Below are 21,323 nucleotides of genomic sequence, written 5' to 3' on the forward strand. Positions count from 1 at the left end.
AGAGCAGCGGCGATCGGCGCGGCGCTAGTGCGCGACCGCGACGAGGCCGAGCTCGGCCGGGCTGGCCAGCAGCGGGTGCCGCGGGGTCACGCGCACGTTGTAGCCGAACGACCCGGAGCGGTCGAGAGGCACGGTGCCCGTGAAGGTCGCCGGCTGCCCCAGCTCGTGGTCGGCGAGTTCGAGCGGCTGCCGGTGCACGTCGGCGAGGTCGTCGCCGTTGCGGGCGCGGCCGAACACCACCTCGACGAGCACGTCGTCGGCGCTGAGCCCCGCGAGCTGCACGTGGGCGCGCACCTTCAACTGGTCGCCGACCTGGGGCGACTGCACGCCGCCCGACTCGACATGGGTGACGGCGACGTGCGGCCACTCGCGGGCGACGTGGGCCTTCCAGCCGGCGAGGTCGCGGGCCGGACGGTGGTCGTCGGCGGCGATCGCGCGGTGGGCGTGCGCGGCGGGCACGTAGAGGCGCTCGACGTATTCGCGCACCATGCGGTCGGCCGACAGTTCGGGCGACAGGGTGGCGAGCGTGTGCCGGATGCTCTGCAGCCAGCGGCGCGGCAACCCGTCGGCGTCACGGTCGTAGAACCGCGGCGCGATCTGGTGCTCGATGAGGTCGTACATGGCCTCGGCCTCGAGCTTGTCGCGCTCGGCCTCGTCGCCCGCGGCGTCGGCGGTGGGGATCGCCCAGCCGTTCTCGGCGTCGTAGTACTCGTTCCACCACCCGTCGAGGATCGACAGGTTGAGCGAGCCGTTCAGGGCCGCCTTCATGCCGGATGTTCCGCACGCCTCGAGCGGACGCAGCGGGTTGTTCAGCCAGATGTCGGTGCCCGGGTAGAGCAGCCGCGCCATGCCGATGTCGTAGTTGGGCAGGAAGACGATGCGGCGGCGCAGCTCGGGCTCGGAGGCGAACCGCACGAGCTTCTGGATGAGGGCCTTGCCGCTGTCGTCGGCGGGGTGCGACTTGCCGGCGACCACGAGCTGCACCGGGCGGTCGGGATGCGTGAGCAGGGCCCGCAGCCGGTCGGGGTCGTGCAGCATCAGGGTGAGGCGCTTGTACGTGGGCACGCGGCGCGCGAAGCCGATGGTGAGCACGTCGGGGTCGAGCAGCTCCGCCATCCAGGCGGGGGCGGCGATGCCGGGGTTCTGCTCGGCCCACGCCGCCGTCATCCGGGCGCGGGCGTCGGCGACAAGCTGCTCGCGCATCGCCCGGCGCACCGACCACAGGTCGGCGTCGGTGATGGCGGGCGAGTTCCAGTCGCAGGCCGCCGTCTCGAAGGTTCCGAGCTTGGTGCGGGCGAGCTCGACCATGCGCGGGTCGGTCCACGTGGGGGCGTGCACGCCGTTCGTGACGGAGGTGATGGGCACGTCATCCTGATCGAAGCCCGGCCAGAGCGCGCCGAACATGCCGCGCGAGACATCGCCGTGCAGGCGCGAGACGCCGTTGGCGCGCTGCGCGAGGCGCAGCCCCATGACCGCCATGTTGAAGACGGCGGGGTCGCCGCCCTCGTAGTCCTCGGCTCCGAGGGGAAGCACGTCGGCGGCGGCGACACCGGGCAGCAGGTCGGTCGACAGGTACCGCTCGATGAGCGCGGCCTCGAAGCGGTCGATGCCGGCGGGCACGGGCGTGTGGGTGGTGAACAGGGTGCCCGCGCGCACGACCTGCAGCGCCTCGGCGAAGCTGAGGCCGCCGGCGACGAGGTCGCTGATGCGCTCGAGGCCCAGGAATCCGGCGTGCCCCTCGTTGGTGTGGAAGACCTCGGGTGAGGGGGTGCCGCTGATCGCGACGTAGCGCTTGATGGCCCGCACGCCGCCGATGCCGAGCAGGAGCTCCTGGAGCAGGCGGTGCTCGCCGCCGCCGCCGTAGAGGCGGTCGGTCACGCCACGGAGGGCATCGCTGTTGTCGGGAATGTCGGTGTCGAGCAGCAGCAGCACGACCCGGCCGACCTGCATCTGCCAGATGTGCGCGTGCAGGGCCTCGCCGCCGGGCAGGCTCAGCGAGATGCGGGCGGCGCTGCCGTCGAGCTCGCGCACCAGCTGCATCGGCAGGCCGTCGGGGTCGATCAGCGGGTAGCTCTCGCGCTGCCAGCCCTCGGCGTCGATCGCCTGGCGGAAGTAGCCGGCCCGGTAGAACAGGCCGACGCCGATGAGGGGCACGCCGAGGTCGCTCGCGCTCTTGAGGTGGTCGCCGGCGAGGATGCCCAGGCCGCCCGAGTACTGCGGGATCGCCGAGGCGATGCCGAACTCGGGCGAGAAGTAGGCGATGCGGGCAGGGGCATCGGCGAGCGACTGGTACCAGCGCGGCTGCTCGAGGTAGGCGGTGAGGTCGTCGCGCAGAGCGGCAGCCTCGGCGAGGAAGCCGGTGTCGTGGGCGAGCTCGTCGAGGCGCTGCGGCTCGACGGCGCCCAGCAGGGCGACGGGGTCGTGCCCGAGCGCCTCCCAGCGCTCGGGGTCGATGCGCGCGAAGAGCGCCTTGGTGGGCTCGTGCCACGACCAGCGCAGGTTGGCCGCGAGCGCCGCGACGGCGTCGAGTGCCTCGGGCAGCACGGTACGGACGGTGAAGCGGCGGATCGCCTTCACGCTCATCACTCCTCGACCGGGGCGTGGTGGAGGAGCCCCGGGATTCTCACTCTAGGCGAGCGCGCGCGATGCCGGGAACCGGTTCCAGGCGGGACACCCGGGGGTTAACGACGAACAGCGGTTAACGACGAACAGGGCCGGTCTCGCGATCGGGGGATGCGAGGCTCGGCCCTGTGCTTCGGAGCATTCGGGTTGCTCCAAACAGTCGGTGCGCTCCGCGGGCTTCGGGTCTGCCCGCGGTTCGCTTTCCGAACATCAGAATAGGACGGCGGTCCGACACCGACCAAGTCTTGATGAGAATTCACGTACCCCGGCCGGGGGACATTTTGTCCGCATAAGGGAGGACACCGTCTCGGATGCCCCACCAGCGTAGGGTCGAAGGGTGGCTTCGACGCAGACCCCGCCCTTCGTCCCGCGCATCGGGCGCATCCCCATCCGCGGGCTGAGCCCGCAGCAGCCCGAGAACCGCTGGCCCAGCACCGCCTACGTCGGCGAGCTCGTGCCGTTCGCGGCCACCGTCTTCCGCGAGGGCCACGACCGCCTCGGCGCCGACCTCGTGCTCACCCTGCCCGACGGCACCGTCGCCCGGCACGCCCTCGCCCAGCACGGCGCGGGCACCGACCGCTGGCAGACGGCGGTGCTGCTCGAGCAGGCCGGCGAGCACCGCTGGCACATCGAGGCCTACGCCGACGACTGGGGCACCTGGCTGCACGCCGCCACCGTGAAGATCGAGGCGGGCGTCGACGTCGAGCTCATGCTCATGGAGGGCGCGCTGCTGCTGGAGCGCGCGGCGGCCTCGGCGCGCGGCACCGCCGCGACCGTGCTGGCGGATGCCCGCACCGCCCTCGGCACCACCACGCTCACCCCGGCCGCGCGCCTGGCCGTGGCGACCGATGCCCGCGTCGTGGCCGCGCTCGCCGCGCACCCGCTGCGGAGCCTGACGACGCTCAGCGAGCAGCTCGTGCTGCGGGTGGAGCGCACCCGCGCCGGGGTCGGCAGCTGGTACGAGTTCTTCCCCCGCAGCGAGGGCGCCAAGCAGAAGAAGGACGGCTCGTGGGTGAGCGGCACCTTCGCCACCGCCGCCAAGCGCCTGCCCGCCGTGGCGGCCATGGGCTTCGACGTCGTCTACCTGCCGCCGATCCACCCGATTGGCCGCCTCAACCGCAAGGGGCCGAACAACACCCTCACCGCGGGGCCGAACGACCCCGGCAGCCCGTGGGCGATCGGGTCGAGCGAGGGCGGCCACGACGCCGTGCACCCCGACCTCGGCACCGTCGCCGACTTCGAGGCGTTCGTCGCGACGGCCGCCAAGCACGGCATCGAGGTGGCCATCGACCTCGCGCTGCAGTGCGCGCCCGATCACCCGTGGGTGCGCGAGCATCCCGAATGGTTCACGACGCTGCCCGACGGCACGATCCGCTACGCGGAGAACCCGCCGAAGAAGTACCAGGACATCTACCCGCTGAACTTCGACAACGACTACGAGGGGCTCAGCCGCGAGATCCTGCGGATCGTGCGGCTGTGGATCGACCGCGGCGTGCGCATCTTCCGCGTCGACAACCCGCACACCAAACCGCTGCACTTCTGGGAGTGGCTGCTGCACGAGGTCAACACCGAGCACCCCGACGTGGTGTTCCTCGCCGAGGCCTTCACGCGCCCGCCGATGATGCAGGCGCTCGCCGGCGCCGGGTTCCAGCAGTCGTACACGTACTTCACCTGGCGCAACACCAAGCACGAGCTCGAGGACTACCTCACCGAGCTCAGCCACGGCACGAGCGCCTTCCTGCGCCCGAACCTCTTCGTGAACACCCCCGACATCCTCACCGAGTACCTGCAGTTCGGCGGGGTGCCCGCCTACAAGGTGCGCGCGGCCATCGCCGCGACGGCCAGCCCGACCTGGGGCGTCTACAGCGGCTACGAGCTCATCGAGAACGTGGCGCGGCCGGGCAGCGAGGAGAACATCGACAACGAGAAGTACGAGTACAAGCCGCGCGACTTCGCGGCCGCGGAGAAGGCGGGCCGGTCGATCGCGCCCTACCTGACCCGGCTCAACCGCATCCGGGCCGAGCATCCGGCGCTCCGGCAGTTGCGCAACCTCGTCGTGCACCACAGCGACGACGACGCGATCCTGGTCTACTCGAAGACGCTGCCGGCGAGCGCCGTGCGCGCCGGCCGGCCCGACGGCATCATCGTCGTCGCCAACGTCGACCCGCACGCGGCCCGCCAGACGACCGTGCACCTCGACCTGCCCGCGCTCGGCCTCCCCCTCGACACCCGGTTCGGGGTCACCGACCTCATCACCGGCGAGCGATACCAGTGGGGCCCCGACAACTACGTGCGGCTCGACGCCTTCGTCGAGCCGGCGCACATCCTGCGCATCGACTACCCGAAGGGCGTGTGATGGCCGGCAAGAAGGACGCTCCGAACAGGGCCGCTTCGACCACCGGGAGCGGCGCGACCGCCGGCCCGAGCGGCGACGCGACGTCGCGCGGCGGTGCACCGGCGGGACCTCCCCCGCTGCACCCCGATCACCGTCGGGCGCTCGTCGAGGGTCGGCATCCGCATCCGCACGACGCCCTCGGCCAGCGGCACGTCGAGGGCGGCTGGCTGGTGCGGGTGATCCGCCCGCTCGCGGCGACCGTCACGGTGATCCGCGCCGACGGCACCGAGCACGCGCTCACGCACGACGCCGACGGCCTCTGGCACGGCCTCCTCCCCGGGGGCCTCGACGAGGGTCAGGCCTACACGGTGCGCACCACGTACGACGGCGGCCCCGACTGGCACGCCGACGACCCGTACCGCTTCGTGCCCAGCGTCGGAGAGGTCGACCTGTACCTGTTCGCCGAGGGCCGCCACGAGCAGCTGTGGCAGGTGCTCGGCGCCCACCACCGCCCGCACGAGAGCGTCGACGGCACGAGCTTCAGCGTCTGGGCGCCGCACGCGCAGGCCGCCCGCGTCATCGGCGACTTCAACCAGTGGAACGGGGTCGGCCACGCCATGCGCCGCCTTGACGACGGAGGCGTGTGGGAGCTCTTCGTGCCCGGCCTCGGTGCCGGATCGACCTACAAGTTCGAGCTGCTCGGCCCCGACGGCACCTGGGTGACGCGCGCCGACCCGATGGCGCGCTATACCGAGACGCCGCCCGCCACCGCGTCGGTCGTCGGCGACACCGGCTACGCCTGGGGCGACGGCGACTGGATGGCCCGCCGGGCGGCGGGCAACCCGCACGACGGCGCCATGAGCGTCTACGAGCTGCACCTCGGCTCGTGGCGGCCCGGCCTCGGGTACCGCGATCTCGCCGACCCGCTCATCGCCTACGTGACCGAGCTCGGCTTCACGCACGTGGAGTTCCTGCCGCTCGCCGAGCACCCCTACGGCCCCTCCTGGGGCTACCAGGTCACCGGCTACTACGCGCCGACCTCGCGCTTCGGGCATCCGGATGACCTCCGCTACCTGATCGACCGCCTCCACCAGGCCGGCATCGGCGTGATCATGGACTGGGTGCCCGCGCACTTCCCGAAGGACGAGTGGGCCCTCGGCCGGTTCGACGGCCTGCCGCTCTACGAGCACGCCGACCCGCGGCGCGGCGAGCACCCCGACTGGGGAACGTACATCTTCGACCTCGGCCGGCACCAGGTGCGCAACTTCCTCGTCGCCAACGCGCTGTACTGGCTCGAGGAGTTCCACATCGACGGCCTGCGGGTCGACGCCGTCGCGAGCATGCTCTACCTCGACTACTCGCGCTCCGACGGGCAGTGGCTGCCCAACGTCCTCGGCGGGCGCGAGAACCTCGAGGCCATCGCGTTCCTGCAGGAGGTCACCGCGACCGCCTACAAGCGCGTGCCGGGCATCGTCATGATCGCCGAGGAGTCGACCTCGTGGCCGGGCGTCACGAAGCCCACGAGCGAGGGCGGGCTCGGCTTCGGCCTGAAGTGGAACATGGGCTGGATGCACGACACCCTCAGCTACATGGCCCGCAACCCCATGTGGCGCTCGCACCACCACAACGAGATCACCTTCTCGTTCCTCTACGCCTTCAGCGAGAACTTCATGCTGCCGATCAGCCACGACGAGGTCGTGCACGGCAAGGGCTCGCTGCTCGGAAAGATGCCCGGCGACCAGTGGCAGAAGCTCGCCAACGTGCGCGCCTACCTGTCGTTCATGTGGGCGCACCCCGGCAAGCAGCTGCTGTTTATGGGGCAGGAGTTCGGGCAGCCGAGCGAGTGGAGCGAGGAGCGCGGGCTCGACTGGTGGATCCTCGACCAGCCCGTGCACCGCGGCCTGCACCGCCTGGTCAGCCAGCTCAACCGCGTCTACCGCGAGACGCCGGCCCTCTGGGAGCGCGACAACGACCCCTCGGGGTTCGCCTGGCTGGAGGGCGGCGACGCGGGCAACAACGTCATCGCCTTCGAGCGCAAGGATGCCCACGGCGGGTCGCTCGTCGGTGTCTTCAACTTCAGCGGCAACCCGGTGGGCCCCTACCGCCTGCCGCTGCCGGAGGCGGGGACCTGGCGCGAGCTCATCAACACCGACGCCGAGGAGTTCGGCGGCTCGGGCGTCGGCAACTACGGCAGCGTGCAGGCCACCGACACCCCCTGGGGCGGGCGGCCGGCGTCGGTCGAGCTCACCCTGCCGCCGCTCGCCGGGCTGTACCTGCAGCGCGGCTGACGCCGGTGCGCGCCGGGCTCCGCCCGCGCGGCGACCGACTCAGTAGAGCAGCGCGGTGAGCGCTCGGCGTGCGGCGACCGTGCGCGGGTCCTCCGCGCCGACGATCTCGAAGTAGTCGAGCAGCCGGGTGCGGATCGCCGCGCGCCCCTCGGCCGCCTGGCCGGGGAAGACGCGGAGCAGGCGCGCGAAGGCGTCCTCCACGTGGCCCCCGGAGAGGTCGAGGTCGGCGACGGCGAGCTGCGCATCCACGTCATCGGGGCCGGCGGCGGCCGCCTGCCGGATGTCGGCGACTACCGCACCCTCGAGGCGCTGCAGCAGCTGCACCTGGGCCAGGCCGGCGACGGCGAGCTGGTCGCGCGGGTTCTGGGCGATCGCCGTGCGGTAGGCCTGCGCGGCGGCCGCGTAGTCGCCCGCGGCGATCGCGTCGTAGGCCTCCTGGTGCAGCGGCGGCAGCGGCTCGTCCGCCGGCTCGTCAGCGGCGCCGTCGAGCGGCACCGTACCCGTGACGCCGCTCTGCGCGGCGGCCTCGAGCACCTGGTCGAGCACCCCCCGCACCTCCTGCTCGCTCGGCATACCGAGGAAGAGCGGGACCGGACGGCCGCCGATGAGCGCGACCACGGCGGGAACCTGCTGGATCTGGAACGCCTGCGCGAGCTGCGGGTTGCGATTGCCCTCGATGGTCACCAGCAGCAGCCGGCCGCCGTAGGAGATCACGAGCGGGCCGAGCGCGGGGGCGATGCCGTCGGCGTAGAACTCGACGATCACCGGAACGGTGCGCGAGAGCTCGAGGACGGCGGGGAACGACTGCTCGTCGACCTCGCGCACCACGCCGCCGGGCGCGGGAGCACCGGAGGTGGCGGGGGCCGGCTGCTGCGCGGCGCGCACGAGCCCCGAGAGGTCGACCGCGCCGCGGAGCGCGGACGGACCGAGAGACGGATCGGACATCAGTCGACCTCCCGAGCGGCGATGAGACCCTGCGTGTAGCCGAGCATGACGACCGGCCCCTCGATGCCGACGGCGGGCACCGAGAAGAGCACCTGGATGCCGTAGGTGGCCCGGATGCCCGTGGTGCTCTGCGAGCGGCCGGCGAGCGCGGCCACCGAGTCGGGCGCGTTCACGGCGGCCCCGGCCTCGGTCGGCCGCACGGTCTCCGATTCGAGCAGATAGGCCATGACGAGGGCACCGCCGTCGGTCGTGACGAACGAGAAGATCTCCGCCTCGCCGATCGCGTTCGAGAACGACAGGCGCGCCGAATCGGGCAGGTCGGCCTGGCGCTCCGCCTTCGCCGCCGCGCCGATCTGCGCCAGCAGCGGATCGCCCTCGGTCTGGAACAGCGGATATGACTCGCTCTCGTCGCCGTTCAGCAGCACGTCGCTGTAGGCGGCCGCGACGGCCTCCGGGGTCACGGCAAGCAGCGGGGTGTTCGGCGGCAGCAGCGGGGCACCCAGCTCAGCGGGAGCCACCTCGGGGCGCGGGGCGTCCTCCGGCAGGGTGACGGTGACCGCGTAGTGCACCTTGTACTGGCTGCGCGGGTCCTCCTGCACGAGCACCATGGCGAGCGGCGGCGCCTGGGTCTCGACGCCCTCGTCGTCGACCGTCGCGGGCGCCCGCACGATCGCGAACACGCGCCGCGGCCAGGTGTCGCCCTCGGCCGGCAGGCGCTCGGGCAGCGCGAGCACGACTGACTCGGTCGGGAACTCGGGCAGCAGCGGGTAGTCGGACTCGTCGTCCTTCACGGTGTAGCTGGCGGTCCGCAGCGCCAGGGCCGGGCCGGCGAGGCGCGTCTCGGCGATCGCGCTGCTGAGCTCACCGTCGGCCTGGGCGACGGTCTGCCCCACCCGAGTGATGATCCGCGAGAGCTGGTTCTCGGTGACCGCGGTCTCCGGGGTCTCGACCACGTCGGTCGGAACGGGCGTCGGAGAGCTGACGATGACCGCCGAGCCGCCCGTGCAGGCCGTCAGGAGCAGGCCGCCGATGAGAAGCGTGGGGACGAGCGCGATGCGACCGGCGGCGCGGCGCCCCTTCGGGCGGCGGCCGAGCAGGGGCCGCGCCGAGATCGGGCGGTAGCGCGACGGCTTCGGCACCTTCGGCATCTTCGGCGACTTCCGGCGCGGTCCGCGCTGGCGGCGCATGTGGATGAGCGCCCAGAGGAGCAGGAGCAGGCCGATGACGAGCGCACCGACCCCGATGAGGATCAGCACGGTCGAGAACGGCGTGCTCGAATCCAGCGGCCAGGTGATCGAGAACGCCTGCGGTGCCGGCAGCGTGCCGTCGGAGACGATGAGCACCGCGACGTCGTCCGGCACGTTCACCGTGAAGCCGAGCGTGCCCTCGCCCTGGAAGTCGCCGTACCAGAGGTCGCCGCCGAAGGGCTCGGGCACCGTCGTCTCGGTGCCGGCGATCGTCTCGGTGACGAAGACCCCGTTCTCCGCATCCCAGGTCACGAGGTTGTGGGCCGCGTCGCCGACCCAGGCCATGACGTCGGAGGACCGCCCGTAGGCGGCGCTGATGGCCGTGGTCTCCATCGGTGCGTCAGGGTCGGCCGAGGGCGCGGGGCTCTCGCCGAGGACCGGCGTCTCGGACGGCTCCGGCTCGGGCAGCGGGGCGGCCGTGACGCCGCCCTGGACGGCGAACGTCTGCCGGCCCTCGTATGCGTTGAGCGCCTCTCCCGTGATGATGGTGACCGGCGCGGGCGACTCGATGACGAGGTCGGCCGTCACGCGGTCGGGCGGCGCCCAGACGGTGCGCTGCGCGACGCCGAGCCCGACGCCGACGACGGCGACGACGAAGAACACGATCGCGGCGATGAATCGCACGGGTCCACTCCTCTCATGCTGGCGCCGCAATCCCAGGTGATCGCGGGCCCGAAACGGTGAGCATGCGGTGCGATACGTCGGCGCGGTGCGCCGAGCTCCTGCGCTCGACATCGGGCGTTTCCCGTCGGTGACGAACGGGCGTCCAGCAGAACAAAGACATTCCAGAATAGCGGATGCGGGCCCGGAGCCCGGTCGACGTGACGAGATCGCGCACATCCGGGGCCGATCGGCCCGGAAACGCGCGCCTCGCGCCGACTACACTCGACACGTTCCCCCCACCGACCACCGGGAGACGGCACGTGGCTGAGACTGAGTACGACTTCGGGACCGAGATGCGCGGCTACAAGCGCGAGGAGGTCGACCGGGCGCTCCAGGAGATCCGGCGCGAGCTGATCAAGTCGAACACCGACCGGGCCGAGACCGCCAAGGAGGTCGCGCGGCTGCAGGCGGTCGTGGACGACCTACAGGCCGAGCTCGACGAGGTCGGCCGCCCCACGTACTCGGGCCTGGGGACCAAGCTCGAGCAGACCCTGCGGGTCGCCGAGGAGCAGTCGACGCGGCTCATCAGCCAGGCCGACATCGACGCCGAGCGGCTGCGGGCAGCGGCCCAGACCGAGGCGCAGCGCCTGCAGGCGGAGACCGCCGAGCGCACGCAGCGCATGGTCGACGAGGCCGCCGAGCGCTCTCGTCACCTGACCGACACCGCGGCCCGGGAGGCGGAGGGCACGATCGCCCGCGCCCGGCAGGAGGCCGACGATCTCGTGCAGGAGGCCGTGCGCGAGGCCGCCGCGATCCGCGGCGCCGTCGCCACCGAGGCGGCCGAGGCCCGCGCGACCGCGAAGCGCGAGATCGCCGCCCAGCGCGCCGAGGCCGAGCGCGAGATCGCCGAGCTGCGCGTGGTCGCCGATCGCGAGACCGCCGATGCCCGCGAGGCCGCGGCCGCCCTCGCCCGCGAGACCGAGCTCGCCCGGGCCACCTTCGAGAGCGACGACGCCACGCGTCGCGCGCAGCTCGACGACGACATCCGCAACGCCCGCGCCGACCTCGCCGCCGAGCTCGCCGCGCAGCGCGAGACGGTGGAGAGCGAGCTGGCGCGCCGTCAGCAAGAGTGGGAGCAGGAGGAGGAGCGTCGCCGCACCGAGCTGACCGCGCTCGAGACCCGCACCCGCGCGGCGCTCGAGCAGGAGGTCGCCGATGCCCGCGCCACGGCCGAGCGCGAGGTCGCCGAGCTGCGCGCCACCGCCGAGCGCGAGGTCGCGGAACTGCGCGCCGCCGGTGCCGCCGCCGCGGCCGAGCAGCGCACCGCGCTCGAGCGCGAGGCCGAACGCCAGCGGCGTCAGCTCGCCGATGAGGCGGAGCAGGCGCGCGCGCAGCTGCAGCACGACCAGGATGAGCACCGCGCCCGCCTCGCTCGCGAGGCCCAGCAGGCCCGGGTCGACCTCGACGTCGAACTGACCGCGCGCCGTGACGAGGCCGAGCGCGAGTACCTGTCGCGCCAGCAGGAGGCCGTCGCGCAGACGCAGCGCTACCTCGACGAGGCCACCGCGCAGCTCACCACCGCGCAGGAGCGTGCCGCCACCGTTCGCGCCGAGGCCGAGGAGCTCGAGCGCTCGACCAAGGACGCGACCGAGGCCCAGCGCGCCGCCGCCGACGCGACCGCGCGGGAGGTGCTCGAGAACGCCGAGCGGCGCGCGGCCGAGCTGCTGCGGGATGCCGAGAAGCGCACGGCGGACATGGTCGCCGACGCGGAGGAGCGTCTCGCGCGCATCCGGGTCGAGCGCGATGCCGTGGCGGGCTACTTCGAGAGCCTGCGCGGGGTACTGTCGCAGGCGGAGGCCGTAACGAGCCGGGACGAGTAGGTCCCCCGCGCGGCCGGGAGAGGGCATCCGGTGAAGATCCACAACGCGTTCCGCCTCGGCATCTTCGGCGGTCTGGGCGTTCTCGTCGCCCTGCTCATCGGCGGGGCGTTCGCATCACTGGCGACGATCCTCACCTACATCGGGGCGGCGATCTTCATCGCGCTCGGCCTCGACCCGCTGATCTCCTGGCTCGAATCGCGCAAGTGGCCGCGCTGGGCGGCCCTCGTGACCGTGCTGATCGGGGTGCTCGGCCTGTTCACGGGCCTGGTGTTCGCGCTGATCCCCGTGGTGCTCGAGCAGTCGTCGCGCCTGATCGCCGAGATCACTCGCTACGTGACGACGCCGCGCCTCCTCGACGAGCTCCTGGCGCAGGTGCAGGCGGTCATCCCCGTCGAGGTGCTCGACATCCGCGAGGCGGCGCAGGCCGTGCTCGCCTACCTCACCGACCCGGACAACCTGGCGCAGATCGGTGGCGGGGTGCTCTCGGTGAGCGTCTCGATCGCGACCGGCGTGTTCGGCGCGCTCATCATCCTCATCCTGACGCTCTACTTCACCGCCTCGCTCGGCTCGATGAAGCGCGCCCTGTACCGCCTCGTGCCGCGGTCGCGGCGCGACACCTTCATCGACATCGCCGAGCAGGTCTCGCACGCGGTCGGCCGCTACGTCGTCGGGCAGGTCGGCCTCGCGCTCATCAACGGCGTCGCGAGCTTCATCTTCCTGAGCGCCATCGGGGCCGCCTACCCGGCGCTGTTCGCCTTCATCGCGTTCCTGTTCTCGCTCGTGCCCCTCGTCGGCACCCTCTCCGGCTCGATCCTCATCGTTCTCACGCAGCTGCTCGTGAACCCCGAGTCGATCGCGACCGTCATCGCCGCCGCCGTCTGGTACCTGGTCTACATGCAGGTCGAGGCGTACGTGCTGAGCCCGAACATCATGAATCGGGCCGTGAAGGTGCCCGGCGTCGTGGTCGTCATCGCCGCGCTCATCGGCGGCACGCTGCTGGGCATCCTGGGAGCGCTCATCGCGATCCCGGTGGCCGCGTCGATCCTGATCGTCATCGACCAGGTGATCGTCCCGAAGCTCGACGAGCGCTGAACGCGGCCCGGGCCGCGGGCCTCACGGCCAGTGGGTCGGCAGGGGCAGCACGGCGGGGTTGAGGCGCGCGACGATCTCGCTCAGCACGCGCACCGTCTGGTTCTCCCCCACCCAGAGGTGCTTGCCGCCCTCGACCGCGACGAACTCGCGCTCGGGAACCACGGCGAAGCGCTCCAGCGCCTCGGCCGGGCGCAGGTAATCGTCGAGCTCGGGCACCACGACCACGAGCCGCTTGCCGCTGCCGGCCCACGCCGCGAGCTCGTCCTCGCGCGTGCGATGCAGGGGCGGCGACAGCAGGATCGCCCCGACCACCGGATGCTCGAGGCCGTGCTTGAGCGCCACCTCGGTTCCGAACGACCAGCCGAGCAGCCAGGGGGCCGGCAGCCCACGCTCGGCGACGAACGCCATCGCGGCCTCGAGGTCGAGACGCTCCAGATCGCCGTGGCCGAAGGTGCCCTCGCTCGTGCCGCGCGCCGAGGTGACGCCGCGGAAGTTGAACCGCAGCACCGCGAGGTCGGCCATCGCCGGCAGGCGGGCGGCCGCCTTGCGGATGATATGGGAGTCCATGAATCCCCCCGCCGTCGGCAGCGGGTGCAGGCACACGAGGGTGGCCACCGGGTCGTGGCTCTCGGGCACCGCGAGCTCGCCGACGAGCGTCAGCCCGTCGCTCGTGCGCAGCTCGATGTCGGTGCGCACCGCCGGCAGCAGAGTGGCGCTGCGGATCTCCTCGCTCACGGTTCCATCCTCCAGCAGTGGCTGTGCCAGTGTCGGCGATCGGCCAGGTCGGCCGCCTCGCCCATCAGTCCGTCGGCGCGCCAGGCGACGATGTGCGCCTGACCGATCGGCACGTCGAGCGCGCACCCGGGGCAGCGGTAGACCTTCTGAGCCGCTGCCTGCCCGACCTGCTGCACGTTCCAGCTGCCGGAGCGCTTGGTCTCCACCCGCCGCAGTCCGGCGGTGATCCGATCGAGGTCGAGCGGCTCGTCCGGGCGATCGGCGCCACGGCGGCTACGGGGCCGGTTGCTGCGGGGCATGGCGCCGCGCCTAGTACCAGCCGACGCGCTGGCTGTGCTCCCACGCGCCGCAGGGGTTGCCGTACCGGCCCGTGATGTAGGCGAGACCCCAGGTGATCTGGGTGCGCGGGTTGGTCGCCCAGTCGGCGCCGGCCACCGCCATCTTGCTACCGGGCAGCGCCTGCGGGATCCCGTAGGCGCCGGAGCTCTTGTTGTGGGCGTAGACGTTCCAGCCCGACTCCTTGTTCCACAGCGCCACGAGGCAGTCGTACTGCGCGGAGCCCCAGCCGCGGGCCTCGACCATCTCGCGAGCGATCGCCTTCGCCGAACCCGGGTCGGGCGTGCCCGCGGCGGGTGCGACGCCGTAGGCGACCAGCTGCGAGGTCTTCCACTCGCCGCGATCGATGCTGCTCACGTAGTCATCGGTCGCCAGGACCTCCTGCCCGGGAGCCTGCGGACCGGGCGCCGAGACCTCCATCGCCATGACGGGCGAGTGGTCGGTCATGACGGCGAGGACGAGCGCGGCCGAGGCGACGGAGGCGAAGAGGGGCAGCGACCAGGGCCGCCGGACATGGCGCTCGACAGACGCCGCCTGGGGTCGCTGAGCAGCGCCCCCGCGTCGCGTCTGCTGTGCAGTGGGGCGCGTCGTCGCCGCTGCATGCCTGCCCACAGTGGGTCGAGTCTACCGGATGCCCGGGCCGAGCCCCGGGGTCAGCGGAGCGCGAGCATGACGCGGACCACCGCGTCGAGCAGCAGATCGACCTGCGCCTCGTCGTAGCCGCGGTACCGCGACCGGAACGCGATGGTGCGGACGACCTCCACCGGGAGGGCGCGCCCCTCCTGCACGTAGGCGGAGATCCGGGCGGAGAAGGCGTCGACATCGGCCGGGTGGTAGCCCCGCGCGAACAGGTTCACCCGGCGGAACTTCGCCCCGTCCGGGCGGGCGAGTCGATCGATGATCTCCTGCGCAAGGGCTCGGATCTCGGCGTGGTACTCCTCCGTGCCCCGGTTCGCGAGCTCCCGCTCCCGCTCCCGCGCGGCGAAGGCCTCCTCGAGGCGCTCGAGCGCAGCATCCACGTGCCGGGCGGAGTACCCCTTGCCGCGCCGGACGCGGAAGGCGGTGTGGCGGATGTCATCGCTCGACATCCCGGCATCGGCTGCCGTCGCGGCGAAGGCCTCGCGGGCCCGGTCGAGGAACGCGTCGACCTCGGCCTGGTCGTAGCCGGGCTTTCCGGAGCGGGCGAGCGGGAAGGTCGAGGTCACAGCCCCATTCTGCCGCAGTCGCGCGCGCGCGTGCACGGTCAGCCGAGGAGGCTGAAGATCACGTACGCGGCGATCGTCGCCGGCAGCATCGAATCGAGGCGGTCGAGGAAGCCGCCGTGCCCGGGCAGCCAGGTCGAGATGTCCTTGATGCCGAGGTCGCGCTTGATGAGCGACTCGGTCAGGTCGCCGAGGGTCGCCACCCCGACCAGGGTCAGCGCCAGCACGAGCCCCACCCACCACTCGGCACCGATCATCAGCACCGCGAGCAGGATGCCCGCGATGGTCGCGGCGACGACCGAGCCGGCGAAGCCCTCCCAGGTCTTCTTGGGGCTGATGCGCGGCGCCATCGGGTGCTTGCCGAAGAGGATGCCCGAGGCGTACGCGCCGGTATCGATCGCGATGACGACGATGAGGTAGGCGAGCACCCACCACTGCCCGCCGTCGCGGGCGGTCATGACGACGGCGAACCCGGCCAGCAGCGGCACGTAGCTGAGCACGAAGATGCCGGCCGCGAGGTCGGTGCGCAGCGAGACGCTCGGCTGCCGCATCGCGGGCCGCACGGTCTCGACGATGCGCCACAGGCTGACGATGCCGACCGCCGCGAGGTACGCCCACCAGAGGCCCGCGGCGCCGCCGTAGAAGGCGGCCGGCACCATGCCGAGCGAGACGGCCACGAGCGGAACGCGCGGGATGTCGCGGCCGGCGAAGCGCAGGGCGCTGGCGAGCTCGTAGACGGTGAAGGCGACGAGGGCCCCCGCGAACAGCATGAACAGCTCTTTGACCACGATGAGGCTGAACAGCAGCGAGAAGCCCAGCACGAGGCCGAAGAAGATCGCCTTCGTCAGGTTGCGGCCGGCACGCGCCTCGATGCGCGCGTCGATCTCGCGGGCCTTCGCCTCGAGATCGTGCACCTTGGTCTCGATGTCGTGGATGGCGGCCTCGACCTCGTCGCGCGCCGACGCCGCGCGTCCGCGACGCGGGCGCTCAGGAGAGTTCTCGGTGTCGGCCATCTAGACCTCGAGCAGCTCGGCTTCCTTCTTCTTGAACGCCTCGTCGGCCGCGTCGGTGGCGCGCTTGGTGATCGCCTCGAGCTCCTTTTCGGCGCGGGCGACCTCGTCATCGCCGACCTCGCTCTTGAGGGCGTCGAGGTCGTCCTTGGCCTTGCGACGCACGTTGCGGATGGCGACCTTGCAGTCCTCTGCCTTCTGCTTGACGATCTTCACGTACTCCTTGCGACGGTCCTCCGTCAGCTCGGGCATCGTGACGCGGATGATCTCGCCGTCGTTGCTCGGGTTCGCGCCGAGGTTCGGGAAGTTCACGATCGCCTTCTCGATCTCCTTGAGGGCGCTCTTGTCGTAGGGCGTGATGATGATGGTGCGCGCCTCGGGGTTCTGCAGGCTCGCGAGCTGCGCAAGCGGCGTGGGCGTGCCGTAGTACTCCACCATGATCTTCTGGAACAGCTGCGGGTTGGCACGACCGGTGCGAACCGTCGCGAAGTCCTCCTTCGCGACCTCGACGGCCTTCGTCATCTTCTCGGTGGCCTCGGCCAGAACGTCGGCGATCATGTGCTGCTCCTTCAGTGGGTCGAGCCCGAGTCTAGTGCGGACGGCTCGGGGGTGCGCGCCGGTCGGCGCGCACCCCCGAGAGGTGTCCGGCTGGGCGTCAGCGCCGCGCGAAGCGGCGCCGGGCCACCAGCAGCAGGGCGCCCGCGCCGAGGAATGCGGCGGCGACTCCCAGCACGGCCGGAGCCACGTCGCTCGGCCCGGTCGCGGCGAGTCCGACCTCGACGTCGAAGGCCACCTCGAGCGGGTAGAAGTTGTCGCCATCGGTGTAGTAGAAGAGCAGGCGGACCTCACCCCCCGTCGTCGGGCTGCCGGTCATCCGCAGCTGCGGCTCATCGTTGTCGACGTCGTCGGCCACCAGGGAGAACGAGAGACCCGCCGGAGCGTCGAGCACGACGAAGGTGAGTCCGTCCTCGGGGTCGGCGATCGCCCCACCGTAGAGGTAGTCCCAGTTCGACTCGAGGTCGGCCGACTCGATGATGTCGAGGCGCTGGTCGGTCGCACCGCTCACGAGGGCGGGGGTCTCGACGGTCAGGCAGTCCTCGGCGTAGAACGAGCCGAGAGCGTCACCGAAGTCGGCCGCGAGCGTGGGCAGGGCCGCCTGGGCAGCCGCGAGCGCCGCGTCGAACGAGCAGGGGTCGAAGTCCCAGAGCGCGACGGTGAGCACCGCGGCCTGGTCACCGGTGAACGTGACGACCACGTCGTCGTCGCCATCGGCCACGGTGGGGCTCATGTTGGCGAAGCTGTAGCCGATGATCGGGTCGTTGCCGCCATCCTCGTACGAGACGCGCGTCGCGCCGCTGCCGAGGAACACCGAGTCCTCATCCGAGCCGAGGTTGCCGTCCTCGACGATCGTGAACTCGGCAGCGGTCGCACCGGTCGGCGTCACGGTCCAGCTCCACCGGGCGAACGAGCCCTGCAGCTCGAGCGTCCGCTGCACGACGACCGAGACCCCGTCGCCGAAGTCGGCGGTGGCGCTCGCCACGATCGTGGTGAGCCCGCCGACCGTCGCGCGAGACACGCCGGCGTAGTCGAGCGGCAGCGTGGTCACGCCGTAGGTGACGTCCGCGGAGATCTGGAGGAAGTCGTCGAAGGCATCGTCGGTGAAGCCCTCGACGTCGACACCGCTGCCGAGGTAGTCCTCGTAGAAGGGGAAGGCATCGCCGATCATGCCCTCATCGGTGACGTCAGACCACCACCAGTCGGTGGTGAGAACGCGCTCGGTGACGGCGCTCGCCGGAGTGGCAGCGAGGATGCCGGCCGTACCGAGGGCCAGGGCGAGCGCCGCAGCGGAGATGCGGCGGGTGCGGGACACAGTCATGTCGGGACTTTCTGGTTCAGGGGCGGGGATGCGCGAAACGCATTCAGTTCCGAACAATAGCAGGGCGTTCAGGCGTCGCACAGCAGGCCGAAGGTCCCGATTGTCCCGGCGCGCCGTCGGCTCAGCCGAGCGCGAGCAGGGCGATGCCGGCGAGCACCACGACGCTGCCGAGCAGGCGCCGCGCCGGGTGCGGCTCACGGAAGATCAGCCAGCCGGCGAGGGCGATCAGCACGACGCTCGCCTCGCGCGCCGGCGCCACGACCGCGACGGGGGCGAGCTGGTAGGCGGCGAGCACCGCGACATAGGCGAGCGGCGACAGGATGCCCACGACGAGCACCGCCCACGGGTGCGCCCGAGCATCCGCCAAGGCGTGCGCCCGAGCATCCGCGAGGGCGACGGGCCGGCGCGCCACGAGCACGCCGAAGACGAGCAGCTGCACGACCATGCTCGCCCAGTAGTAGCCGATGGGGTCCAGGTCGGCGCGCGTGACAGCGGCCGCATCCCACAGCGAGTACGCGGCGATGACGACACCCACCAGCGCGCCCGCCCGGACGCCGCGCACCCGCCGCTGCGCCGCGGCCCCGTCCCGCGACGCGCCCGGCGCGCCGTCGCTTCCCGCGCCGTGCGCGCTGGCGAGCCCGATGACGACGACCCCGGCGACGACGAAGGCGCCACCGAGCAGCACGATCGGCCCCGGCCGCTCGCCGAGCAGCAGCAGCGCCCCGAGGATGCTCAGCAGCGGCCCGGTGCCCCGCGCGACCGGGTAGACGACCCCGACATCGGCGACGCGGTACGCCCGCTGGAGGAGCAGGAAGTACGTGACCTGCAGTGCCGCGCTGCCGGTGACGAGGAGCCCGGCGAGAGCGAGGCCGTCGCCGGTCGACGGCAGACCCGCCAGCAGGGCGGGCAGGCCGATCGGGGCGAAGGCCACGACGCCGACGAGCAGGGTCGCGGCGAGGAATCCGGCACCGCGCGCACCGGCGCTCTTCAGGGCGATGTTCCACGCGGCGTGCGCGAGGGTCGCCCCGATGAGCAGGAGGGCGGCGGTCACCGGCTCAGCCTAGAGCGCGCGCTCAGCGCTCCTCGCGCACGAACTCCACGCGGAAGTCGCTGATGTACACGTGCTGGTCGTCCTTCATGTCCTTGAAGAACAGCCGCGCCTCGCGCCCGAGCCGCAGGCAGGTGCGCTTCGCCGCGAGATCCTCGGGCGAGTCGGTCGGCTGCAGCGAGGGGTACCAGAGCGTGTGGCCGGGGCGGTGCACGATGCGCACCGGGGTCGACCACTGCTGGGCGTTGTCGCCCTCGCCGAGGTCGCGGTGCGGGTTGACCGACAGGAACAGGCTGTCGCCGACCCAGAAGCTGCCGTCGACGCGGCCCAGCAGCATGACCCAGCACTCGAGGTGCTCGTTCCAGCTGACCGAGGGGCCCCAGTAGTAGAGCTCGTCGCCCTGCGAGACGGCGCCACCGCCCTCGGCGGTCGGGATGCGGAGGCTCGCGATCGGCTGACCCACGCCGTCCCACGGCGCATCGAAGGCGGTGCCGCTCCAGCGCCGCGCAGCGCCGGTCGGGTCGTCCAGCGCCGACAGCGGCACCCGTGCGACGCTCACGCACTGCGCGGCGGCCTCGGTCTCGCGATCCCAGGTCTCGGCGCTCCACGCCGTGGGGTACGCGTACTCGCCGTAGAAGACGTAGAGGTGGTCGCCGGAGGCGACAGCGCTCGGGTCGCCGACCCCGCCCGGGAAGCAGTTGTTGCGGTTGACCGGGAGGCGGATCATCCGCTCATCGCGGTCTTCGAGCAGGATGCCGCGGTTCTCCCAGCTGAGCCCGCCGTCAAGGGACGTCATGATGCCGATGCGCGGCACCGCCTGCACCGACTCGGGCCCGGTCAGCCCGGGCGGCCAGTCGTCGGCCCGCAGCCCCTCCCCCGTCGCCGGGTCGTAGGGCAGCGTCTCGGGGTAGTTCTCGTTGTGGTAGAGCGCGTAGAGGGTGCGACCGGTGGCGTCGGACGGGTCTTGGTAGACGGTCTCGAACCACACCGCACCGTGCAGCCCCGGTGTGCCCGGCGGCGTGTTCGGCGGCATGGCGGGCTCGACGAACTCCTCCGGGCGGCGCGAGAAGGCCTCGGCGACGGTTGCCCCGTCAGCGTGCTTGAGCTCGTTCGCCTGACCCCAGACCGGGTCCTCCCCGTACTTGCCGGGGAAGATGCGGAACCGGTCACCGACCCACGCCGTCGCCATGTTGCAGTCGACGAAGCTGCCGAACGTGAAGCGCTCGGTCGGCAGGAGCCGCACGCTGATGCCGGGCACTCCGGTCGCGATCGTGACAGCGTCGGTCATGGATGCTCTCCCGGCAGGTCGTCGGCGGGCGACGCGGTCGCGTCCTTTACATCATACCTATTCGACCAAGGATGAGCTCAGTTCGAGACGCGCGTGCCGATCGCCTCGCCGCGGATCGCCTTCGCGATGTTGCCCGCGGGCTCCATCCCGAACACGACCATCGGCATGCCGTTGTCCATGCAGAGCGAGAACGCGGTGGAATCGACCACCTTCAACCCCGAGACCAGGGCCTCCTGATACGTGACCGCATCGAGCTTGCGGGCATCGGGATTACGGCGCGGGTCATCGCTGTAGACGCCGTCGACGCCGTTCTTCGCCACCAGAACCTCCACCGCCCCGATCTCGAGAGCGCGCTGTGCCGCGACCGTGTCAGTCGAGAAGTACGGCAGCCCCGCGCCGGCGCCGAAGATGACGACGCGGCCCTTCTCGAGGTGCCGCTCGGCCCGCAGCGGGATGTACGGCTCGGCGACCTGGGTCATCTGGATCGCCGACTGCACGCGCACCTGGGCGCCGGCCTGCTCGAGGAAGTCCTGCAGAGCGAGCGCGTTCATGACGGTGCCGAGCATGCCCATGTAGTCGGCCCGCCCGCGGTCCATGCCGCGCTGGCTGAGCTCAGCACCGCGGAAGAAGTTGCCGCCGCCGACCACGATCGCCACCTCGACGTCGGCGGCCGCCTCGGCGATCTCGCGCGCGATGGCGCTCACGACGTCGGGGTTGACGCCGAGCGATCCCCCTCCGAACGCTTCACCCGAGAGCTTCAGCAGAACACGGCGGCGGCGGTCAGCGGTCATGAGCCTCGATCTTCCTCGTGGGGTG

The 21,323-nt window shown here is 71.9% G+C and carries 17 protein-coding genes; 4 read left to right on the forward strand and 13 right to left on the reverse strand.

What is annotated here, in order from left to right; genetic code table 11:
• Positions 1-24 precede the first annotated feature (24 nt).
• Positions 25-2,577 (reverse strand): alpha-glucan family phosphorylase, encoded by a 2,553-nt coding sequence (gene glgP, locus BJ959_RS04085; protein WP_153981615.1) that lies wholly within the window; start codon positions 2,575-2,577, stop codon positions 25-27.
• 433 nt (positions 2,578-3,010) lie between these two features.
• Here glgP and BJ959_RS04090 point away from each other — a divergent pair, with 433 nt between their 5' ends.
• Both BJ959_RS04090 and glgB read left to right on the forward strand, forming a co-directional pair.
• On the forward strand, positions 3,011-4,978 hold the full coding sequence (locus BJ959_RS04090) for a maltotransferase domain-containing protein (RefSeq protein WP_153981632.1): 1,968 nt from the start codon (positions 3,011-3,013) through the stop codon (positions 4,976-4,978).
• Positions 4,978-7,245 (forward strand): 1,4-alpha-glucan branching protein GlgB, encoded by a 2,268-nt coding sequence (gene glgB, locus BJ959_RS04095; RefSeq protein ID WP_153981614.1) that lies wholly within the window; start codon positions 4,978-4,980, stop codon positions 7,243-7,245. The genes BJ959_RS04090 and glgB overlap by 1 nt, the downstream gene beginning before the upstream one ends.
• A gap of 39 nt (positions 7,246-7,284) precedes the next feature.
• Here the strand turns inward: glgB and BJ959_RS04100 are convergent, their stop codons facing one another.
• Positions 7,285-8,190 carry a tetratricopeptide repeat protein gene (locus tag BJ959_RS04100; RefSeq protein WP_153981613.1) on the reverse strand — a complete coding sequence of 302 codons (906 nt, stop codon included), beginning with the start codon at positions 8,188-8,190 and terminating at the stop codon, positions 7,285-7,287.
• On the reverse strand, positions 8,190-10,061 hold the full coding sequence (locus BJ959_RS04105; protein WP_153981612.1) for a DUF8094 domain-containing protein: 1,872 nt from the start codon (positions 10,059-10,061) through the stop codon (positions 8,190-8,192). Before BJ959_RS04105 ends, BJ959_RS04100 begins: the two co-directional genes overlap by 1 nt.
• A 299-nt stretch (positions 10,062-10,360) precedes the next feature.
• On the opposite strand from BJ959_RS04105, the gene BJ959_RS04110 reads away from it, so the two are divergent.
• Together BJ959_RS04110 and BJ959_RS04115 are read left to right on the forward strand one after the other, a co-directional pair.
• Positions 10,361-11,920 carry a DivIVA domain-containing protein gene (locus BJ959_RS04110; protein ID WP_341800012.1) on the forward strand — a complete coding sequence of 520 codons (1,560 nt, stop codon included), beginning with the start codon at positions 10,361-10,363 and terminating at the stop codon, positions 11,918-11,920.
• Between the two features lie 30 nt (positions 11,921-11,950).
• Positions 11,951-13,012 (forward strand): AI-2E family transporter, encoded by a 1,062-nt coding sequence (locus BJ959_RS04115; RefSeq protein ID WP_153981611.1) that lies wholly within the window; start codon positions 11,951-11,953, stop codon positions 13,010-13,012.
• 21 nt (positions 13,013-13,033) lie between these two features.
• On the opposite strand, the gene BJ959_RS04120 is transcribed toward BJ959_RS04115, so the two are convergent.
• From BJ959_RS04120 to pyrH, 10 genes are all read right to left on the reverse strand, one after another.
• Positions 13,034-13,747 carry an alpha/beta hydrolase gene (locus tag BJ959_RS04120; RefSeq protein ID WP_153981610.1) on the reverse strand — a complete coding sequence of 238 codons (714 nt, stop codon included), beginning with the start codon at positions 13,745-13,747 and terminating at the stop codon, positions 13,034-13,036.
• Positions 13,744-14,046, reverse strand: coding sequence for a hypothetical protein (locus BJ959_RS04125; protein ID WP_153981609.1), 303 nt, complete (start codon positions 14,044-14,046; stop codon positions 13,744-13,746). The genes BJ959_RS04120 and BJ959_RS04125 overlap by 4 nt, the downstream gene beginning before the upstream one ends.
• Before the next feature lie 10 nt (positions 14,047-14,056).
• Positions 14,057-14,695 (reverse strand): aggregation-promoting factor C-terminal-like domain-containing protein, encoded by a 639-nt coding sequence (locus BJ959_RS12960; RefSeq protein ID WP_341800011.1) that lies wholly within the window; start codon positions 14,693-14,695, stop codon positions 14,057-14,059.
• A gap of 41 nt (positions 14,696-14,736) precedes the next feature.
• Entirely contained in the window at positions 14,737-15,288 is a 552-nt protein-coding gene (locus BJ959_RS04135) for a DivIVA domain-containing protein (RefSeq protein WP_153981608.1), read from the reverse strand.
• 38 nt (positions 15,289-15,326) lie between these two features.
• Positions 15,327-16,298 carry a phosphatidate cytidylyltransferase gene (locus BJ959_RS04140; protein ID WP_153981607.1) on the reverse strand — a complete coding sequence of 324 codons (972 nt, stop codon included), beginning with the start codon at positions 16,296-16,298 and terminating at the stop codon, positions 15,327-15,329.
• Entirely contained in the window at positions 16,299-16,853 is a 555-nt protein-coding gene (gene frr / locus BJ959_RS04145) for a ribosome recycling factor (protein WP_153981606.1), read from the reverse strand.
• A 97-nt stretch (positions 16,854-16,950) separates the two neighbouring features.
• Positions 16,951-18,171, reverse strand: a complete 1,221-nt coding sequence (locus BJ959_RS04150) for a hypothetical protein (RefSeq protein WP_153981605.1) — start codon at positions 18,169-18,171, stop codon at positions 16,951-16,953.
• 121 nt (positions 18,172-18,292) lie between these two features.
• Entirely contained in the window at positions 18,293-19,222 is a 930-nt protein-coding gene (locus BJ959_RS12965; protein ID WP_153981604.1) for an EamA family transporter, read from the reverse strand.
• A 22-nt stretch (positions 19,223-19,244) separates the two neighbouring features.
• Positions 19,245-20,507: a hypothetical protein gene (locus BJ959_RS04160; protein ID WP_153981603.1), complete on the reverse strand. Its 1,263-nt coding sequence runs from the start codon at positions 20,505-20,507 to the stop codon at positions 19,245-19,247.
• A gap of 77 nt (positions 20,508-20,584) precedes the next feature.
• Positions 20,585-21,298, reverse strand: coding sequence for a UMP kinase (gene pyrH / locus BJ959_RS04165; RefSeq protein ID WP_153981602.1), 714 nt, complete (start codon positions 21,296-21,298; stop codon positions 20,585-20,587).
• Between the last annotated feature and the right edge of the window lie 25 nt (positions 21,299-21,323).

This window comes from Microcella frigidaquae, from assembly GCF_014200395.1.
GTDB lineage: Bacteria > Actinomycetota > Actinomycetes > Actinomycetales > Microbacteriaceae > Microcella > Microcella frigidaquae.

What these genes read in the sequence shown, in the direction of transcription:
- glgB (WP_153981614.1), top strand. Translation starts at nt 4,978, where the DNA reads ATGGCCGGCAAGAAGGACGCTCCGAACAGGGCCGCTTCGACCACCGGG.
- BJ959_RS04100 (WP_153981613.1), bottom strand. Translation starts at nt 8,190, where the DNA reads ATGTCCGATCCGTCTCTCGGTCCGTCCGCGCTCCGCGGCGCGGTCGAC.
- BJ959_RS04125 (WP_153981609.1), bottom strand. Translation starts at nt 14,046, where the DNA reads ATGCCCCGCAGCAACCGGCCCCGTAGCCGCCGTGGCGCCGATCGCCCG.
- BJ959_RS04140 (WP_153981607.1), bottom strand. Translation starts at nt 16,298, where the DNA reads ATGGCCGACACCGAGAACTCTCCTGAGCGCCCGCGTCGCGGACGCGCG.
- frr (WP_153981606.1), bottom strand. Translation starts at nt 16,853, where the DNA reads ATGATCGCCGACGTTCTGGCCGAGGCCACCGAGAAGATGACGAAGGCC.
- BJ959_RS04150 (WP_153981605.1), bottom strand. Translation starts at nt 18,171, where the DNA reads ATGACTGTGTCCCGCACCCGCCGCATCTCCGCTGCGGCGCTCGCCCTG.
- BJ959_RS04160 (WP_153981603.1), bottom strand. Translation starts at nt 20,507, where the DNA reads ATGACCGACGCTGTCACGATCGCGACCGGAGTGCCCGGCATCAGCGTG.
- pyrH (WP_153981602.1), bottom strand. Translation starts at nt 21,298, where the DNA reads ATGACCGCTGACCGCCGCCGCCGTGTTCTGCTGAAGCTCTCGGGTGAA.